At 56.7% G+C, this 18,081-nt stretch carries 13 protein-coding genes; 7 read left to right on the forward strand and 6 right to left on the reverse strand.

Annotation, left to right across the window (positions count from 1 at the left end):
• Window positions 1-27: 27 nt before the first annotated feature.
• The gene (locus G502_RS0101360; protein ID WP_022726866.1) at window positions 28-906 is read left to right on the forward strand and encodes a 50S ribosomal protein L11 methyltransferase; all 879 of its coding nucleotides are present in this window, start codon (window positions 28-30) and stop codon (window positions 904-906) included.
• Window positions 907-927: 21 nt separating this feature from the next.
• On the opposite strand, the gene G502_RS0101365 is transcribed toward G502_RS0101360, so the two are convergent.
• Entirely contained in the window at window positions 928-2,085 is a 1,158-nt protein-coding gene (locus tag G502_RS0101365) for a GNAT family N-acetyltransferase (protein ID WP_022726867.1), read from the reverse strand.
• A gap of 93 nt (window positions 2,086-2,178) precedes the next feature.
• Window positions 2,179-3,189, reverse strand: a complete 1,011-nt coding sequence (locus G502_RS0101370; protein WP_022726868.1) for a 4-hydroxyproline epimerase — start codon at window positions 3,187-3,189, stop codon at window positions 2,179-2,181.
• Window positions 3,190-3,267: 78 nt separating this feature from the next.
• Here G502_RS0101370 and G502_RS18110 point away from each other — a divergent pair, with 78 nt between their 5' ends.
• The 4 genes from G502_RS18110 (at window position 3,268) to G502_RS18115 (ending at window position 6,897) form a co-directional block, all read left to right on the forward strand.
• Window positions 3,268-4,146: an N-formylglutamate amidohydrolase gene (locus G502_RS18110; RefSeq protein WP_081649633.1), complete on the forward strand. Its 879-nt coding sequence runs from the start codon at window positions 3,268-3,270 to the stop codon at window positions 4,144-4,146.
• A gap of 92 nt (window positions 4,147-4,238) precedes the next feature.
• Window positions 4,239-4,547 (forward strand): DUF1244 domain-containing protein, encoded by a 309-nt coding sequence (locus G502_RS0101380; RefSeq protein WP_022726870.1) that lies wholly within the window; start codon window positions 4,239-4,241, stop codon window positions 4,545-4,547.
• Between the two features lie 141 nt (window positions 4,548-4,688).
• Entirely contained in the window at window positions 4,689-4,937 is a 249-nt protein-coding gene (locus G502_RS0101385) for a DUF2312 domain-containing protein (protein ID WP_022726871.1), read from the forward strand.
• 349 nt (window positions 4,938-5,286) lie between these two features.
• On the forward strand, window positions 5,287-6,897 hold the full coding sequence (locus G502_RS18115) for a BCCT family transporter (protein WP_022726872.1): 1,611 nt from the start codon (window positions 5,287-5,289) through the stop codon (window positions 6,895-6,897).
• A gap of 84 nt (window positions 6,898-6,981) precedes the next feature.
• Here G502_RS18115 and G502_RS0101395 read toward each other — a convergent pair whose 3' ends face one another.
• Window positions 6,982-8,742, reverse strand: coding sequence for an AMP-dependent synthetase/ligase (locus G502_RS0101395; protein WP_022726873.1), 1,761 nt, complete (start codon window positions 8,740-8,742; stop codon window positions 6,982-6,984).
• A 161-nt stretch (window positions 8,743-8,903) separates the two neighbouring features.
• Between G502_RS0101395 and G502_RS0101400 the strand changes: the two genes are divergently transcribed.
• Complete coding sequence (locus G502_RS0101400) at window positions 8,904-10,712, forward strand: M3 family oligoendopeptidase (RefSeq protein WP_022726874.1); 1,809 nt, start codon at window positions 8,904-8,906, stop codon at window positions 10,710-10,712.
• A gap of 54 nt (window positions 10,713-10,766) precedes the next feature.
• Window positions 10,767-12,149: an ABC1 kinase family protein gene (locus G502_RS0101405; protein WP_022726875.1), complete on the forward strand. Its 1,383-nt coding sequence runs from the start codon at window positions 10,767-10,769 to the stop codon at window positions 12,147-12,149.
• On the opposite strand, the gene G502_RS0101410 is transcribed toward G502_RS0101405, so the two are convergent.
• Genes G502_RS0101410 through G502_RS18120 form a run of 3 tightly spaced genes read right to left on the reverse strand, consistent with a single transcriptional unit; the run spans window position 12,064 to window position 18,067 of the window.
• Window positions 12,064-13,158 (reverse strand): DUF4434 domain-containing protein, encoded by a 1,095-nt coding sequence (locus tag G502_RS0101410; RefSeq protein ID WP_022726876.1) that lies wholly within the window; start codon window positions 13,156-13,158, stop codon window positions 12,064-12,066. The genes G502_RS0101405 and G502_RS0101410 overlap by 86 nt on opposite strands.
• Window positions 13,158-16,607, reverse strand: a complete 3,450-nt coding sequence (locus tag G502_RS0101415; RefSeq protein ID WP_022726877.1) for a tetratricopeptide repeat protein — start codon at window positions 16,605-16,607, stop codon at window positions 13,158-13,160. The genes G502_RS0101410 and G502_RS0101415 overlap by 1 nt, the downstream gene beginning before the upstream one ends.
• Window positions 16,604-18,067 (reverse strand): glycosyltransferase, encoded by a 1,464-nt coding sequence (locus G502_RS18120; RefSeq protein ID WP_022726878.1) that lies wholly within the window; start codon window positions 18,065-18,067, stop codon window positions 16,604-16,606. The genes G502_RS0101415 and G502_RS18120 overlap by 4 nt, the downstream gene beginning before the upstream one ends.
• Window positions 18,068-18,081 lie beyond the last annotated feature (14 nt).

Consider the following 18,081-nt stretch of genomic DNA (forward strand, 5'->3'; position numbering starts at 1 on the left):
CCTGAATGGAAGATCAGATAACAGACCATGAACCAGCCAATCTATTGCCTGACCTTTGCGGTGCCGTCACAGACTGTACCTGTTTTTGAAGATGCACTGGAAGGACTAGGTGCGGCGATTGCCGTGGGCGGCCCGGACCGCAAAGGTGATACGCCCCTGCAGGTTTATCTGGGTGAGGATCATGGTGAAACCGAACTGTTCGGACGCCTGGTAGCCGCCGCGCTGGGCTGTGAAATAGACGTCCCGGACTATCGTTACGAATTGATGCCGGAAACCGATTGGGTTGCGGAAAGCCAGGCGGCATTGCCACCCTTGCAAGCGGGGCGTTTCTTCGTCCACGGCAGTCATGTCCAGGAAAGGCCGGCAGCGGGGGCCATTCCCTTGCTTGTGGAGGCGAATATTGCCTTCGGGACAGGCCGGCACGAGACGACGCGTGGCTGCCTTCTGGCTCTGTGCGATCTTGCCAAGCGTGGCCGCAAGACACGCGTTCTGGATTTGGGATGCGGTTCGGGAATTCTGGCCATGGGGGCAGCGCATCTGTGGCCGAAAGCCAGAATCCTCGCAACGGATAATGATCCAGGCTCGGTTCGAGTGGCCCGTGAAAATGCCGGGCTCAACCGGCTTTCCAGCAGGGTCCGGAGCTACTTCAGTCAAGGATATGCTCACCCGGCCATCAAGCGCGAAGGGCCCTATGACTTGATCGTGGCGAACATCCTGGCCGCACCACTTTGCCGTATGGCAACGGATACAGCACGCCATGCTAAGCCTGGCGGACACGTCATACTGTCGGGTCTGCTCTGGCATCAGGAGCGCTGGGTGCGCCAGCGTCATCGAGCTGCCGGACTTGTCCTGGAGGCACGCTACAAGCTGGGTGATTGGACCACCTTGCTGCTGCGTGCCCGGTAACGGGAGACCAGGAACGGAAACCTACACCTTGCGGTAGGGACTTTCCAACTGCAACTGATCGATTGTGTGCCGGACCATTTCGCGCTCGCGTCTCAGATAGTTTTCCACGGCATCGTGTAATGCCGGATCCCGTATAAGGTGGGCACTATAGGTTTCCACGGGCAGATAGCCGCGTTGAATCTTGTGTTCACCTTGAGCGCCGGCTTCCACACGCGCAAGACCATTGGCAATGGCATAGTCAATTGCTTGGTAATAACAGGCCTCGAAGTGCAGGAAACGGAAATCCGCTGCACAACCCCAGTTGCGGCCGTAGAGGCAATCGTCACTGCGCAGATTCAGGGCGCCGGCCACGGGCTCGTCATCCTGATAGGCAAGGACCAGCACAATCCTGTTGGACATTGACTCGGATAGCTGCAGGAAGAATTCCAGCGACAGGTAGGCCTGTCCCCATTTGCGATCCGTGGTGTTCATGTAGAAGCGGTGAAAGGCTTCCCAATGCTCACTGCGCAGGTCATCACCCGTCAGCGTGCTAAGCGTTATATCGCTTTCACGCACACGGGCACGTTCCTTACGTATGTTCTTGCGCTTGCGTGAGGAGAGGGATTCCAGGAAATCGTCGAAGTCGGCATAGCCCTGATTGTACCAATGATACTGTTGCCCGGTGCGCGCCAGGAAGCCGGCCGAGGTAAGTGCTTCCCATTCGTCGTGGGGTGGGAAGGTCACGTGCAGGGAGGAAACGCCCGTTTGTTCAGCGACAGAGGAGAGGGCAGAGATCAGGAGGCGTTGAGCGTATCGGGGCTGTTCGGCTGTCGCAGTCAGAAGTCTTGGTCCTGTGACAGGCGTGAAAGGCACACCGCACTGGAGCTTGGGGTAGTACTGACCACCCGCGCGCTCGTAGGCGTCGGCCCAGCCCCAGTCGAAGACGTACTCCCCGAAGGAATGGTTCTTCAGGTAAAGAGGGCTTGCTCCCTGAAGGCGCCCGTCCTCATCGGACAGGAGGATGTGAAAAGGCTGCCAACCCGTTTCGGGTGACACGCAACCGCTCTCCTCGAGTGCCGAGAGGAAGGCATGTGTCAGGAAGGGGTTGTCGGTTCCGGCGCAGGCATCCCAGTCGGCAGCGGGAACATCGGACAGACTGTGCGTGATTCTGGCATGATAACTGCTGTCGCTTTCGGACATGTCCGTTGAATCACTCACTGGTTTTGGTGAACCCTCTATAGCTAAAGAAGACTGTAACGTCTCACCCGCCACGACAAGGGCGTCCTTTTGGGATCAGGCCAGCTGAAAGCCGTGTGCGTAGGGGTCTCGCGCGTCGACAAAGATGGTGTTCAGTCCGGTCATGCGTGCCCAGCCTTCGATGGAAGGCACAATGGCCGGCGTGTCCGCGATCTGGGTGGCTTCTTCGACACGGCCTCTGAAAAGGCTGCCGATAATGCTCTCGTGCACGAAGTCGTCGCCGGGCTTCAGAACTCCGCGTGCGACAAGTTGGGCCATGCGTGCCGAAGTGCCGGTGCCGCAAGGGCTGCGGTCGATGGCCCGGTCACCATAGAAGACGGCATTGCGCGCCTGGGCCCCTTCGGTGCGAGGTTCACCCGTCCAGAGGATGTGGCTGACGCCGCGGATGGTGGGATCCTCAGGATGTACCACCTCGACAATTTCATTCAGCTTTTGGCGCAGGAGGGGAGATACCTGCAAGATCTGGGCGGGTGTGAAACTATCCAGCCCCGGGTAGTTCTGCTGTGGTTCGACAATGGCATAGAAATTACCACCGTAGGCGATATCCACCTTCAGCGGGCCAAGTTCAGGGCAATCGACCTGCTGATCGGCCACGGCCAGGTAGCTCTTCACATTGCGGATACGCACAGCCTCGACCCGGCCTTCACTGTCCTGTCGATACTGGGCATCCACGCGCCCGGCAGGCGTATCCAGCTTGAGTTGGCCTGATTCGCTGGGTTGGACCAGTCCTCGCTCAAGGGCGAAGGTGACAGTCCCTATGGTTCCATGGCCACACATGGGCAGGCAGCCACTGGTTTCGATGAAAAGGATGGCAATGTCGCAGTCATCGTGCGTCGGGGGCATCAGAATAGAGCCGGACATCATGTCGTGTCCGCGCGGCTCGAACATCAATGCCGTGCGAATCCAGTCATAGCGCTTCAGGAAGTCTTGCCGGCGCGCACTCATGCTGTTCCCGTTCAGCAGGGGCGCACCACCGGCAACCAAGCGGACAGGATTTCCGCAGGTGTGTCCATCAATACAGAAGAAGGTGTTGGGCTTTATCTCCATGGCGAGATTTAGTCTTATGCCGTTTCGAAGGTCAATCGATGCCGTAGGTTCGGGCACTTTTAGGGTTTTGGAGCCAGAATGAAACAGGATTCAACGCAGCCGCCTGTACATGAACTGTTCAGGGGGCATGTTCATCCCCCTGCTGGAAAAGACGAGCAGAGTGTGCCCCTGCATTCGCCGTTTCACTTTCTCCGTCTGTCAGGACAGGCCCCTGTGCTGATTTTCTGTGATCATGCGTCCCGCCATGTACCTCAAGCCCTTTCCGGTCTTGGCCTGAAAGGGGATGATCTGTTGCGCCATATTGCGTGGGACATTGGTGTGAAGGACGTGGCAGGGCCCTTGTCGCGCTTGCTGGATGCGCCGACACTTCTGGCCGGCTTTTCGCGTTTGGTCATAGACCCGAACCGTCACCTTGCTTCAAGAGGGTCCATTCCCGAGATCAGTGATGAATCTTCTGTCCCTGGGAACCAGAATCTTGACGAAGCTGAGAGGGAGCAGCGCATACAGGCATTCTTCAAGCCCTATCATGCAGCCGTGGCACGACTGATCGAGGCGCAGATGGCCAAGGGTGTGCGTCCGCTTCTGGTCTTCCTGCACAGCTTCACGCCGGTCATAGGAGGAGCCCAGCGTCCCTGGGAGGTGGGAGTTCTGTGGAATGAGGACGATCGACTGGCGCGCCCGGTCATCGAGGCATTTCGTTCATTGGGATATAATGTGGGTGAGAACGAACCCTATTCAGGAGCCTCGCCCGAGGATTACAGCTTGCACAAGCATGGCGAAGGGCGCGGGCTTGCGCCTGTATTGCTCGAGATACGCCAGGACCTGATCGACAATCGCGAGGGGGCCGAGCAATGGGCCCGAATCATAGCGCAAGCCTTGAATCCGCTGGTCGCTCAGGCAGATCACTTGCAATCCGGCAGTGATAGGTCACGGCTTGAGACACCGCTGAAGGCTTGAAACAAGCTTGGTTCGGGTCTTCATAGGAATGAAGAGCAACACTGTAGACTACGGCGAATCACCGCCTGAAATTTTCGAATGGAGGCAAGGAAATGAAACATGATCTCGATTCCCAGACGCGCACCGAGCTGGAAGCCGCCGCATTTCGCAAGCTGTTGGCCCATCTGGATGAGCGCAAGGATGTGCAGAATATCGACCTGATGAACCTGGCCGGTTTTTGCCGCAATTGCCTTTCTCGCTGGTATCAGGAATCCGCCCAGGAGAAGGGCATCGACCTGGACAAGGAAACGGCGAGGGAAATCGTCTATGGCATGCCCTATAGCGAATGGAAGGAAAAGTATCAGAACGAGGTGACAGATGCGCAGAAGGAAGCCTTCCAGGCCGGAGGTGGAGGCCACTGAGGGCTGTCGCATTCATGGCCGGAACCCGCTTCCTATTCCGTTGTCCGCAGGAGTGTGACGGAGTAGGTTCGCGGCCGGTCCGCCCGGCGTGGGCGGGTCTGTCACGTCTTTCACTACACCATCATTTCAGGAGCCTGGGACATGAGCGATGTCGGCGGCGTTGCGGGGGATCGTCTGAAATCCTTCATCGAAAGAATCGAACGGTTGGAAGAAGAAAAAGCTGGTCTCACCAACGATATCCGCGAAGTCTATTCTGAAGCCAAGTCGGCTGGCTTTGATACCAAGATCATGCGCCAGGTCGTGCGCCTGCGCAAAATGGACCAGTCCGATCGTGAGGAACAGGAAACCATTCTCGAGGTCTACAAGCAGGCTTTGGGGATGACAGTATAGTCAGCATGTGATTTCCGGGCTGGAGCACTTGGTGCCAGCCCGGCAGCCTTTCAGGTCCAGGTTCGGCCATGAAAAATCGGGGCGGAGTGGTTGGCTATCATGGCTGGGAAGTGCCATGACAATCCAAAAGCATGAAGACTGCTTTAAGGGCCTTTGGCATATTTCCACTGACTTATCGTGCATTCGTCGCAAAGGGATTGAAAGGAAATCCGCAGAGGCGACGAGGACTTTTCTTCCTTGCATATGAATGTAACTGATACTGGAAACGTTCCATTGGGGGAGATGTGAGTGGCGCCCTGTCACAGACGGGGAGGGGCACTTGCACAACAATCAAAGCAAGGGTTGGTAGATGATTGCAAAAAGCGGTCCCTTGAAGGGACTGAATCCGACAGTTGCCATCTGGTCCAAGTTCATCGTCTTTGCGCTGGTGGTTTTCGCCGCAGTTTGGACCGAAACGGCTGGAGGAGTCTTCCAGGCAATCCAGGATGCCATTCTGCTCGCTCTAAAGTGGTACTATCTCGCAGTTGTTGCAGGTTTTCTGCTTTTTAGCATCTACCTGCTGTTCAGCCGTTACGGGAATATCCGGTTGGGTGACGATCATGATCGCCCTGAATTCAGCTATTTCTCATGGTTTTCCATGTTATTCGGGGCCGGAATGGGCATTGGTCTGGTCTTCTGGTCTATTGCCGAGCCGATCTATCATTTCCAGGCAAATCCCTTTATCGGCGAAGGTACAAGCATAGACCCGATGTCGCCGGATGCAGCTCAGACCGCCATGCGTCTGACATTCTACCACTGGGGTCTGCACCCTTGGGCAATCTATGCGATCGTGGCACTGACCCTGTCGTACTTTGCCTATCGCAGAAAGCTGCCGCTGACCATACGCTCGGCGTTCTATCCCCTGATCGGAGAACGCATATACGGCCCGATCGGACACGCAGCTGATATTCTTGCTGTTTTCGGGACGGTCTTCGGTGTTGCCACCTCCCTTGGCTTGGGGGTGCAGCAGATTGCGACCGGCATGCACGAATTGACGGGCATGTCGTTTTTCGTGACCCAGACGGATGACGGGCAGGCCCCGAGCATTCTGGCCATGATGGTGTTGATTGCAGTCATTTCCGCGATTGCCACAGTCTCTGTCATGTCGGGTGTCGGCAAGGGGGTCAGGATTCTCTCGGAGCTTAACCTCTGGCTGTCCATTGCCATTCTTGTGTTCCTGTTCGCCTTCGGTCCAACGCGCTATATCCTGAACTCCTTCATCCAGAATGTCGGCGACTATGTCGGGCATGTGCTCCCCCTCAGTCTCTGGTCGAATGCGCATCAGGATGAAGGCTGGCAGGACGGCTGGACCGCCTTTTATTGGGGATGGTGGATCGCCTGGGCGCCTTTCGTGGGTATGTTCATTGCACGCATTTCCCGGGGACGCACCATTCGCGAGTTCATCCTGGGCGTGCTGCTCGTTCCGACAGTTCTGGCCTTCATCTGGCTGACGATCTTTGGGAATACGGCAATCTACCTTCAGCTTTTCGAGAATGCCGGCATTGCAGAGGCCGTGAATGAGGATGTGACTCTTGCGCTCTATGCGACGCTCAATGCGCTCGACCTCGGCATCCTCACGACCATTGCGTCCACTGTGGTAACCCTGCTGATCGCGACCTACTTCATCACTTCTTCGGATTCCGGAACCTTGGTGGTGAACACGCTACTCTCCATGGGCGACCCGGAGCCGCCAATGGTGCATCGTGTCATCTGGGGGCTCAGTGAAGGCGCGGTGGCTGCAGTCCTGCTGGCTGCTGGGGGACTCTCCGCCCTGCAGACGGCCTCCATAACGGCCGCACTGCCATTTTCGGTTATCATGATCTTCATGATTATCGGCCTCATGCGCGCCTTGCGTGAAGAGGTGCCGGGTCCTGGCTATGCGGGCAGGGGGCGTACGGTCAAGGGAGGCCTGAACGACTGACGGCTCTAAATGCCGGGCCGAATGGTATAATGGGTGCCAGGAGCCGCGCCATCAACCTGGCTGCCTGCCTTTTGTAGGCACCCTTCAATAGAGGGACTCCAGTGCCTTCCTGTGGTGCTCGAGTATAATGTGTCGTCGGATCTTCATTGTCGGCGTCAGCATGTCGTTTTCGACGGTGAAGGGAGTGAGCGTAATGATGAATCGCCGAACCTTTTCCACCACTGACAGACCCTGGTTCACACGGTCCAGGGCCTTCTTGACCGCCTGATTCATGGCTTCTTGCCCAGTTTCTTCCGTTCCATCCTGCCGATTCTTCAACCATTCGAGGTCCGGTACGATCAGGGCCACAAGATGAGGGCGTTTGTCTCCATAGACCATGGCTTGCGAAACCTCGGGCTGTAGGTTGAGAAGCGTCTCGATCCGACTGGGCGAGATATTGTCGCCGCCTGAGAGTACGATGATATCCTTCTTCCGATCGGTGATGCGGATGTAGCCGTCGGCATCAATGTCCCCGATGTCTCCCGTATGCAGCCAACCCCCCTGAATGGCCTCTTGCGTTTCCTCCGGGCGGTTCCAGTAACCTTTCATGACGAGTTCGCCGCGCACCAGGATCTCGCCATCCTCGGCGGTCCTGACTTCCACGCCTCTGAGGGGTGGTCCCACACTGTCCATCTTGATGCAGTGGGGGCGATTGACCGAGACGACCGGCGAGGCTTCAGTCTGTCCGTAACCCTGCAGGATCGGCAAACCCAGAGCATGGAAGAAGAGACCCAGATCCGTGTTCAGGGCAGCACCACCCGAGACCATCGCCTTCAAGTGGCCACCAAATCGCGCGCGCACTCCTTTACGTACGGTCCGTTCAGCTAGAAGGTCCAGGGGACGTTCCCATAAGGGCAGCACACCCTGATGGTATTTCTTGCGGCCAAGCCGTTCTGCCTGCCGGAACAGGTACTTCTTGAGCTGGCCTTCCTTCTCCATCCTGCGGTTGATGCGCTGATAGAGCATTTCGTAGAGGCGAGGAACGGCAGTCATGATGGTGGGTTGGCTTTCGGAAATATTGGCCAGCAGGGTTTCCACGGCCTCGGCGTAATAGATTTCCGCTCCGATGGTCATGGCAAAGACTTCACCCACGGTGTGTTCGTAGGAGTGGGAGAGCGGCAGGAAGGATAGAAATCTCTCCTGGCCCAGTCCGTATTCGGCCAACAGGTCATAGGCGCCCACGCAGTTGGCCAGGATGTTTCCATGGCTCAGCATCACACCCTTGGGAGCCCCACCGGTTCCGGACGTGTAGATGAAACAGGCGGTGTCGTCGCGCTTGATGTCCTGGAGAAGTTTCTCAAGCTGCACGCCAGGGGCGCTTTCACTCACGAGTTCTTTCCAAACGTAAAGTGCTTCGGGGGCGTTGGTGGTGCCCCTCTCAAGCGGCTCGATGGTGATGACTTGCCGGCAGAGGTTGGTTTGCGTGATGGCTTTCAACAGCGGCTTGGCCAGTGTGGCTGTCGAGACGATGGCCAGGTCGGCACCGCTGTCTTTCAGCAGGTATTCGTGGTCATCACTGGTGTTTGTCGTATAGGCAGGTACGGTGATTCCACCAGTCGTCATGATGGCAAAATCGGCAATGAACCACTCGGGCCTGTTCTCGGAGACCAGCAGAACCCGGTCCCCCTTGCTGATCCCCATGGCTTGCAAGGCGCCGGCCAAGGCTAGGACCTGATTGCGTACCTCCTGCCATGTCCAGGGCTTGTAACTTCCATCGCTCTTGGCCCAGAGAAAAGGGCGCTCGCCCATTTCAAGCGCCTTCTCGAAAAAGGCGCTCGGTAGGTTCGCAAGCCTGTCGTAATCCATCTCCTCCCCCGTTATCGGTTCTTGTCTGTGGCCGTAGCCTTGCGCGCAGCCATATCACAGAGTCCGGAAATGATCTGCATGGCTATTGGTACAAGGCCTTGCCAAGTCTATATGGCGTAACAAGGATCAGACAGTTTCAAGGCAGGAAAAGAACAACCTTCATGAGCGAAGCACAGACTACATCACTCGACAGCCAGCAGGACCTGGGACAATTGCCGGTCTGGGATTTGAATGACCTCTATCCCGGAAAGGACAGCGCGGAACTGAAGCGTGATCTTTCGGCCTCAGACGAAAAGGCTCGCAGTTTCGAGGCAGATCATGCCGGGCGGCTTGCAAGCCTGGACGGTGACCAATTGGGCCGTGCGATCGAAACCTATGAAGAAATCCAGGAAACGCTTGGGCGCATCATGAGCTATGCCCAGCTCGTGTATGCAGCAGACATGTCGAATGGGGAAAACGGCCGTTTCTATCAGTCGATGCAAGAGCAGGCGACGGATATATCCAGCCATCTGCTCTTCTTCGAACTGGAGCTGAACCGCCTTGCAGAATCCCAGCTTCAGGCGATGCTCGACTCCTCTGAGCGGCTGGACCGGTACACTCCCTGGCTGCGCGATCTTCGTGCCTACCAGCCCTATCAGCTGAATGACGAAGTCGAGCGCACGTTGCACGAGAAGCATATAACGGGGCGTGCCGCCTGGACACGGCTGTTCGACGAGACCTTTGCCGATCTGCGCTTCGATCTTGATGGCAAGGCGCTGACCAGTACGGAGATTCTCGACAAGCTGAGTTCCCCGGACCGGGCACTTCGCGAACGGGCAGCGAGATCCTTCGCGACAGGGTTGAAGGCGAATGAGCGCAGCTTTGCGCTGGTCACCAACACGCTGGCCAAGGACAAGCAGATCGAGGATCACTGGCGCGGTTTTACGCGCCCTGTTTCTTCGCGCAATCTGGCCAACTTCGTCGAGGACGAGGTGGTGGATGCTCTGGTGTCTGCAGCCACCGAGAGCTTTCCCCGCCTGTCCCATCGCTACTATGCCATGAAGGCAAAGTGGCTGGGACTGGACAAGCTGTCCTTCTGGGATCGCAATGCGCCGCTGCCGGAAAACGACGAGCGGATCATTCCCTGGGAAGAAGCTCAGGACACCGTCCTGAACGCCTATTCAGCTTTCTCGGATGACCTTGCCAAGGTCGGAAAGCGTTTCTTTGAACGGGATTGGATCGATGCGCCGGCTCGCCCGGGCAAGGCCTCGGGGGCCTTTGCCCATCCCACCGTGCCGGCTGCCCACCCTTACCTGTTGCTGAACTATCAGGGGCATGTACGGGATGTCATGACTTTGGCCCACGAGCTGGGCCACGGCGTGCACCAGGTGCTGGCTGGGCCGCAGGGCCCACTGATGGCTGATACGCCCCTGACCCTGGCGGAAACGGCCAGTGTGTTCGGCGAGATGCTGACCTTCCGCTCGCTGCTGGCCTCCACCCGGGATCCGGCAAAACGCAAGGCCATGCTGGCCTCCAAGGTGGAGGACATGCTGAACACCGTTGTGCGCCAGATCGCCTTCCACAACTTCGAAACACGTGTCCATGACCGGAGACGTGAAGGCGAGCTGTCACAGCAGGATCTGGCCGACATCTGGATGGAGACGCAGCGCGAAGCCCTTGGGCCGGCATTTGATCTGGACGACGACTATCGTATCTACTGGTCCTATATACCGCATTTCATACACACGCCTTTCTATGTTTACGCCTATGCCTTCGGCGATTGTTTGGTGAACTCGCTCTATGCCGTCTACCAGCAGGCTGACGAGGGCTTTGCGGAGAAATACCTGGACATGTTGCGCGCGGGAGGCACCAAACGGCATCAGGAGCTTCTGGCGCCGTTCGGCCTGGATGCCTCGGATCCGGCTTTTTGGCACAAGGGCCTGTCGGTGATTGAGAGCATGATTGATGAACTGGAAGCGCTCGATGGCTGACGGCTTTGATCGCAAGGTTCCAGCAATCTCAAGTTCAACGGAAGCTTCCCTGATATGACATATGAGGAAGACGACAAGTCTTTCGAGGACGAGGACCCTCGCTTTTCCCGGCGATGGCGGCGCTATGCCCAGGTCGGCGGGGAAGTGGGTATGCTGGCCGCCCAGTTGGCTGGTGCACGGGTCTTCAAGCGGCCGCTCGATCGCCAGCAGCATTCCGAAGGCCTCAAGACTGCGTTGGGCGGCCTGAAAGGTCCGCTCATGAAGGCAGCGCAGATCCTGGCGACCATACCTGAAGCGCTGCCACGCGAGTATGCCGAGGAACTGCGACAGCTGCAGTCCCATGCACCTCCCATGGGCTGGCCCTTCGTACGCCGGCGTATGCGCACAGAACTGGGTGCTGACTGGCAGAAGCGCTTCGACAGTTTCGGGAAGGAAGCGGCGGCGGCCGCCTCGCTTGGACAGGTGCATCGCGCCGAGAAGGATGGGCGCCAGCTGGCCTGCAAGTTACAGTATCCGGACATGGCCTCGGCCGTGGAAGCGGATGTGGCCCAACTGAAATGGGCCTTTCGCGTCTATCGTCAGTATGACAAGGCCATTGATACCTCGGATATCTATCACGAACTGACGGCGCGCTTGCGCGAGGAATTGGATTACGAGCGCGAAGCCAAGCACATGGAACTCTATCGGCGCATGCTGGCGGAAGAAAAGACCGTCCATGTGCCGGAGCCGCTGCTGGACCTGACAACCCGGCGCCTGCTGACCATGACCTGGCTCGAAGGGCAGTCCCTGATGGATTTCATCGGGACACATCAAGACCAGGAACTGCGCAACAAGGTTGCCTACAACATGTTTCGCGCCTGGTACACGCCCTTCTATTACTATGGCGTAATCCATGGGGACCCGCACCTGGGCAACTACACGGTTCGCGAGGACGGCAGCATCAACCTGCTGGATTTCGGATGCATCCGTGTCTTCGATGCTTCCTTCGTGAAGGGGGTTATCGATCTCTATCATGCCCTGCATGACAACGACCGGGATCTGGCGATTTCTGCCTATCAGACCTGGGGTTTCCAGGACGTGGGGGATCGCCCCGATCTTCTGGAGGCGCTGAACATCTGGGCTAGATTCGTCTACAGACCGCTGTTGGAGGATAGAACCCAGACAATCCTGGATGATCCCGGTGGAGCCAAGGGTGCGGAAACAGTCGGACAGGTACACAAGGAATTGCGCCGGCTGGGTGGTGTGAAGCCACCACGGGAATTCGTCCTGATGGATCGTGCCGCCATTGGCTTGGGATCGGTTTTCATGCACTTGAATGCCGAGATCAACTGGTATCAGTTATTCCATGAAATCATTCAGGATTTTGATTCTTCAGCTCTGGATCGGCGCCAGAAAGGTCTGCTCCAGGCTGTCGGACTTCCCGAGGAGATTCCCTGAGATCAGCGGAATCCAGCTGCGGCCTGGCGTCAGTACAGAGCCATTGCGCTTTTCGGTATTGCTCATACAGCTGTTTTGCCGCGTCCCCTTCCTTGGGGTCGAGGTAGGGATGAAAGGCAAAGGCAGAGGCCTCAAGATCGTTTTCCCGAACCAGCGAGAGATTGTCTTTAATCCAACCCCACTCTGCTGATTGAAAGCCCGAGTCTCCCTTTGTTCGGAACAGTTCAGAGATGACTGCAAGCTTCTTTTGGCTTGCTGACAGCGTAGACTTGAGCGCCTCAAGGTAGAGGGTCAGTTCCTCGCGATTGAGTTTCTCTACACCCAGTCCATCTTGAAAGTAGAGTTTCTCGATACCGCTGGTATCGAGAACTTTCTTCCAGAAGTGTCCCCACTGTCCACTTGGCATTTTGCCGTTGGAGAAAGCCGAGATGCTGATCGGTGCATCAGAATGCTGCCTGATCTGTCTGTAGGCACGAGAGAGGTATGCGATCAGTTGTTCCTGCCGCGCCTCTCCGCGCCAGTTCAGGTCGTCGATCTCGTCCGCTATGTACCATCCCTCAAAGCTGTCCTGCTTTGACAGCTCGGAAAGTTCATCCAGCAGAAGGCGCCGCTCGACGTTGCGTTGCTCGAAGTAGACGGATCGATGATGCGGCCCACCTGAGATCCGTTCCCAGAAATTCGGATCATACTTCAACCCGAGGACAAGTTTGATGTCATTGTTTTCCGCAGCCTTGAAGAGTCTGCCAACCAGTGTTTCCGGCCCTTTTGGTACAGGGGCAGCGTGAAAACTGATATCTCCATAGCGCGACCACTGCAGGACGATGCGTTCAATGCCAAGGCGGCGCCAGTCATGGAAGAGCTTGTTCCAGCGTGTTTCATCCCACTCTGATTGGCTTGTGGTCGGTTGCAGGAAGGTTTCCCGAAAGAAGGGAGGGCAGTCATGGGCGTGGGCCATGCATGCGTTGAAACCAACGATGCAGAGCAAGAGGAAACTGGATATGCCCTTCATCAGAAGCTGACCTGGAAAAGCAGCGAGAATCGGGTTGCGGGATCACTCCAGGTGGTGTGGAGGTCGCGGCCCAGGCGCAGAAGTGTTTTGCCCTGCGAAAGATAGCCATTGTAGCGGTCATGATTGAAACGCCAACGCGCAGACAGCCCCATACCGCCTTCGATCCAAACGTCGCCGGTCGTATCAGGGTAAAGGACAACAGTGCGTGTGTTATCCCGTTCATATTCCTCACGGCGCCGTTCAGAGGATTGCGTGATCTGTCCGCCGCCCCGGACATAACCGAAAGGGAGAAACATGAGTTTCCGGTTTGGCTGCCAGGCCAGGCCGGCCCGTCCCTCAGAAAAGGCTGATGTCTGATCGTCCTTGGAGAAAAGGCGTGAAGCTTCGCTATGCGTGTGCGCGTAGAATCGGAAAGGATGGTCCGGGCGCTTCCAGTTGTCACCCAAGCTTTCGGAGAAGCCGACCCGGAGCAGCCAACCGCTTATTGCGGAGTCACCGATTGGCAGTATCCGTTCTGCTCCCAGCCAATAATTCCTGCCCCGGAAAGGATAGGCCCGGAGGCCCAATGCCGCCTGGGCGGATTCCGAATTCATCATGTTGAAGCCCGGGGCGTTGCTCCAGAACAGGCGTGCCGTGAGTTCGACTAGATGAGACCAGCGATGCAGGGAGCCCCCGCCCATGGGACGCCAACTCATGGCTAGCTGTCCGTAGGAAAGATCGTGACTGTCGCCGAACGGATTGAGAAGCCGTTGGCAGGCCATACCTTTGGGAAAACAGAAACTGTTCGTAAGGCTTAGAGAGTAGGGGCGGTCCAATTCCCTGTGCTGGTTCTGCAGTACGTTTCGAGGCGAAGCCCCGTCAGCATCCTTCGTCGAAATGACGGCGTAGTTTCCTTCATCCATGGCGCGGCGGAAAGCTTTGCCTGCCTGCTCCGTGTGACCGAGGCGCAGATAGGTAAAGGCCAGGTTTGCTCTGGCACCGGGATAATCGGGGTCTTGTTCGAGGGCCTCGTAAAGGAGTTTGGCGGCCTCCTCATCGTTCTTCTGTTGGCTGTGCAAATAGGCCTGCTCAACCTTGAAGTCGGTTTTCTCCGGAAAAGCTTTTTCGGCCTTGCCGAGATAATGGAGAGCTTCATCGAGCTCTCCCGCCTGTTTCAGTGCTGTTACCAGTGAAAGATAGCGTGCTGCTGTGGGGTCAACGTCGAGGGCGTATTTGCGATGAATCAGCCCCAGCTTCTTATGGCCTCTGTGAAGCGCATGCTCGGCATGCAGGTCATGGTAAAGTCCACTGAACCGTCCAGTAATCTCGTTTGATGCAACAAGTTCCAGGTTCTTCCAGCTATCTTCGAATTCTCCAACTTGCAGAAGTGAGTTGGAAAGCTTGACCCTGAATTCTGGGCTGTCGCCATAAGCGAGCGCTTCTTGCCAGTATTGGGCGGCCTTGCGGTGGTTTTCGCTTTCGGCGTGGATATGCGCAAGACTGGCATTGACAAGCCTTTGGTCCGTTCGTGACAGAGAGCGCGCATCCTGGATTTCCTGCAGGTAGAAGTCCGCAAGGGCAATACGACCGCGTTTCAGTGCCGACAGGGCGAAAGCTAGGCCGGCTTCGGCAAGGTGACCTCTCTGATAGGACAGTTGAAAGTTGGTCTCGGCCTTCTCGGTGAACTTGATGGCGGCATACCTATAGCCAAGATCCAGCAGTTCCTCCGGACTCTTCCGTACCTTGATAAGCTCTAGCAGAGATATTGCCGTTTCCGGACGCTCATGTCGGTCAGCAAGACTTACACCTTCGCGAATAAGGCGATCGGCGCGAGGGTTCTGTTTTGCAAAGCCGTGATAACAGGCAAAGGCAGAGTCGAGTTTTCCAAGTTCGGCCTGGGTTCTGCAGGCCAACGCCTGGATCTGTTGCGAAACTTTGTGTGGTTTTGATTCCTGCGCAAAGAGGTTTTCAAGTGCCTTCCAATCCCGAATACGGTGACTGGCCCGAAGGGCTTTCATCCAGCTTTGTTCATCGGGTGAAATCTGGTGCGCCTCAAGATAGGAACGTGCAGCACTGTCGTGTTGGCCAGCCTGCGCATGGGTTACAGCCTTATCCTGTAGATGGGCGCGGCGTTCTTCACGATTTGGAGCTGTGGTGGCCAGTTGATCGTAAAGGGACAGGGCTGTCTGGAAATCATTGCTGCGTCGCAACCCATGGGCAATATCGAGGAGTTGCTTGCGTCCTTCAGGGGACAGCAGAAGCTGCTCGAAAGCCGGTTGAGCAGCCTCTGCTGCCGGGCTGGAGACAAGCTGCACCATGCAGTCTTGAATGTCAGAGGCTTGTTTCCAGCAGGTCTGGCGGCCAGTTCTCGAAAGCAGAATTTCCAATGCCCGGTTGGCTTCATTTCTTCTGGCAAGCGAAGTCACAAGTGTCCCTGAACTTGAAGGTCCGGGCAGAATCCCCATTGCCTTGGTGAAATAGGCTGGAGCAACATCCTTGGCATCCAGCTTGCCCGCAAGGTGGCCAACCATGCTGGCTTTCCGATGGAGCTCGTATGGCAAGGCTGAATGAAAACGTGCTTCCGCAGTGCTGCCGGTCAGGATCAGAAGTGCGTCTGTGAAGCGCTCTTGTTGTTCGCGGATGACGGCCTGCATGAAGAGGGCTTGTCTAGCCGTCTTGTCTGCCGTTCTCTCGGACTGTGCCACAGTCTTGAAGAGCTTAAGGGACTGTTCCCGCTGGCCGAGGGCCAGATGACTGTAGGCTACGACCAGTTCATGTGCTGGAGACAGGAAAACTTCATCACGTACCTGAACATGGATTCTGACGACATCGCTCTCCCTCTGCTGTGAACGCAGGATGCGGAACAGTTCCAGTAGACTGTCGTTGAAGTCCTTGGAGCTTTGCCATGCTGAAAGAGATTGGTGGTAAAGATCGGTGACAACCTGATGATTCCTGTCGCCAGTCTCCAACAGCAGTCTTGCCGAAATCCGGGCTGCGGGACCGAATTGCGGCACCATCGCCAAAAGCTGCTGGCTTTGTTCTATAGCAGTCCTGTTTTCTTTATGGGCGATTGAACGCAGAAGGTTCCGGTAGAGCAGAAGAGGATTGGCTGGATTATGTTCATAGCTTGCTGCTATGAGCTGCGCCTGGTCTTGTTCCTGCAGTGTCTCTGCCAGGCCATCGGTACGTTTTGCCTGGTAAAGATAAAGCATCTCCTTCCATCGTGAAGAGGCTGGGCGGTGCCCGGAAAGGTGCCGTAGGAGACTATCGTCACTATTGGCACCAGGGCGTGTCTCCAGCTCCATTTCCTGGACGTCCGCGCCATGCATGCGCAGGTAACGCTTGGTTTCCGTCTGGGATGACGCCTTGCTGAACTCCAATGTCAGCAGTCCATAGAAAACCAGCAGGATAAAGCCAAGTAACAGACTTCTGCCCACGGCAGACGCGAATGCCACAGTCATGGTTTTCATGGCTGCTTCTTTCCAGGTCGGGGTGGTGGAGGCTTGTCTTTCAGGACCGATTCATCCGGAAAGTTGTGATCTGTCTTGACCCAGGTGAGGGGCTTGCCCCGAAGGCGAGACCACCAGTACTGCCCATTGGCCCAAAGCAGTGCGGAGTAGTTGATGGCTACACTCCAGCCATAGCGCAGGGGAAGTGTGACCAAGGCCCCCCAACCATAGAGGCTCCAGGTCCAATAGCCGCGCAACACAAGCCGATAGATCATCAGGCCCAGGTTGGAGAGGAGCAGTATCCAGATGAACTGACTGGAAGGGAGAAACGCATGCGGCGTATAGCCAAGTTGCGTTTCCATGTGCTTTTGCCATAGCAGGAGAAGCAGAGCGGCGTATGAGGCAGGTGCTGCATGAGCGCAGAGAAGTGCCTTGCGATCTCGCCAAAGCTGATGGCGAAGCCAGAAGGAACCTGTCCAACCAAGTTGTGACCAGCCCTGCAATCCTATGCCGATGGTCCATCGGGATTTCTGGCGTACCGCGCGGTAAAAACTGTCGGGGAAGTATTCTCGTGTGGCCACAAGGTCGTGACGTGTACCAATGCCTTTCCGTTGCCTGTCGTATACACGCGGGAAGCAAAAGCGGGCTCCGGCCTGGTGCAGCCTGAAAGAGAGGTCGTAGTCCTCTGTCAGAGCGCCATTGCGGAAAATGTCCACTTCGTCGCCAAGTCGAGACAAGGTGGCGGCCGCATAAGCCGTTCCCACTCCTGCACCTGGCACCAGCCCGCTGAACGCGGCGCGAGCAACCAGCTCCTTGGCGTGCATTTCAGCGAATTCATCCTGGTAGTGCCCGGTGGTCAGGTCGAACCAGCTGCGTGGCAAGGCAACGACTGGCAACTGCACAACGTCATACTGATCCAGAAAGTAATTGCAGACGCGAAATGCATAAGGGTGCACAACGTCTTCTGCATCCTGCAGGATGAAGGCCTCGAAAGGCTGCTCAACCACGGTGGCACGGGACTTTATGGCGCTGTAAATATGGTTCAGGCAGTCAGCCTTGTTCGTCCCCCCATCATGCGGGAGGAGAATCATCTCCACATTCGGATATGTCTCAGCCAGATCTATGGCTTCACTGACAGTATCGGAATCGTTGGGATAACAACCGATGAAGATCTTGTAGTTGCGATAGGAAACAACACTCAAGAGCCGGGTCACGGACTTCCGGATAACCGGCGCTTCCTTCCAGGCCGGCATCATTATCGCCAGGGGTTTTTCAGAGGTGCTCTGGGAAAGAAGCTTGTGCAGGTTGTACCTGCGGCAATTCTCTGCAGGCTTCAAGCCTGCTTTGCAGGCCAGTGCCATCAGGTCCATCATGAGATCATCGATGGCTGAAATCAACTGGATCAGGGCGGCCAGCACAAAGAGCGCGAGTATCCAGGCCTGCGCCGTGAAATAGAGATCATAGCTCAAGAAGGGGTCCATGGCGCAGCCCTGAA

The organism is Fodinicurvata sediminis DSM 21159 (assembly GCF_000420625.1).
Lineage (GTDB): Bacteria > Pseudomonadota > Alphaproteobacteria > Kiloniellales > DSM-21159 > Fodinicurvata > Fodinicurvata sediminis.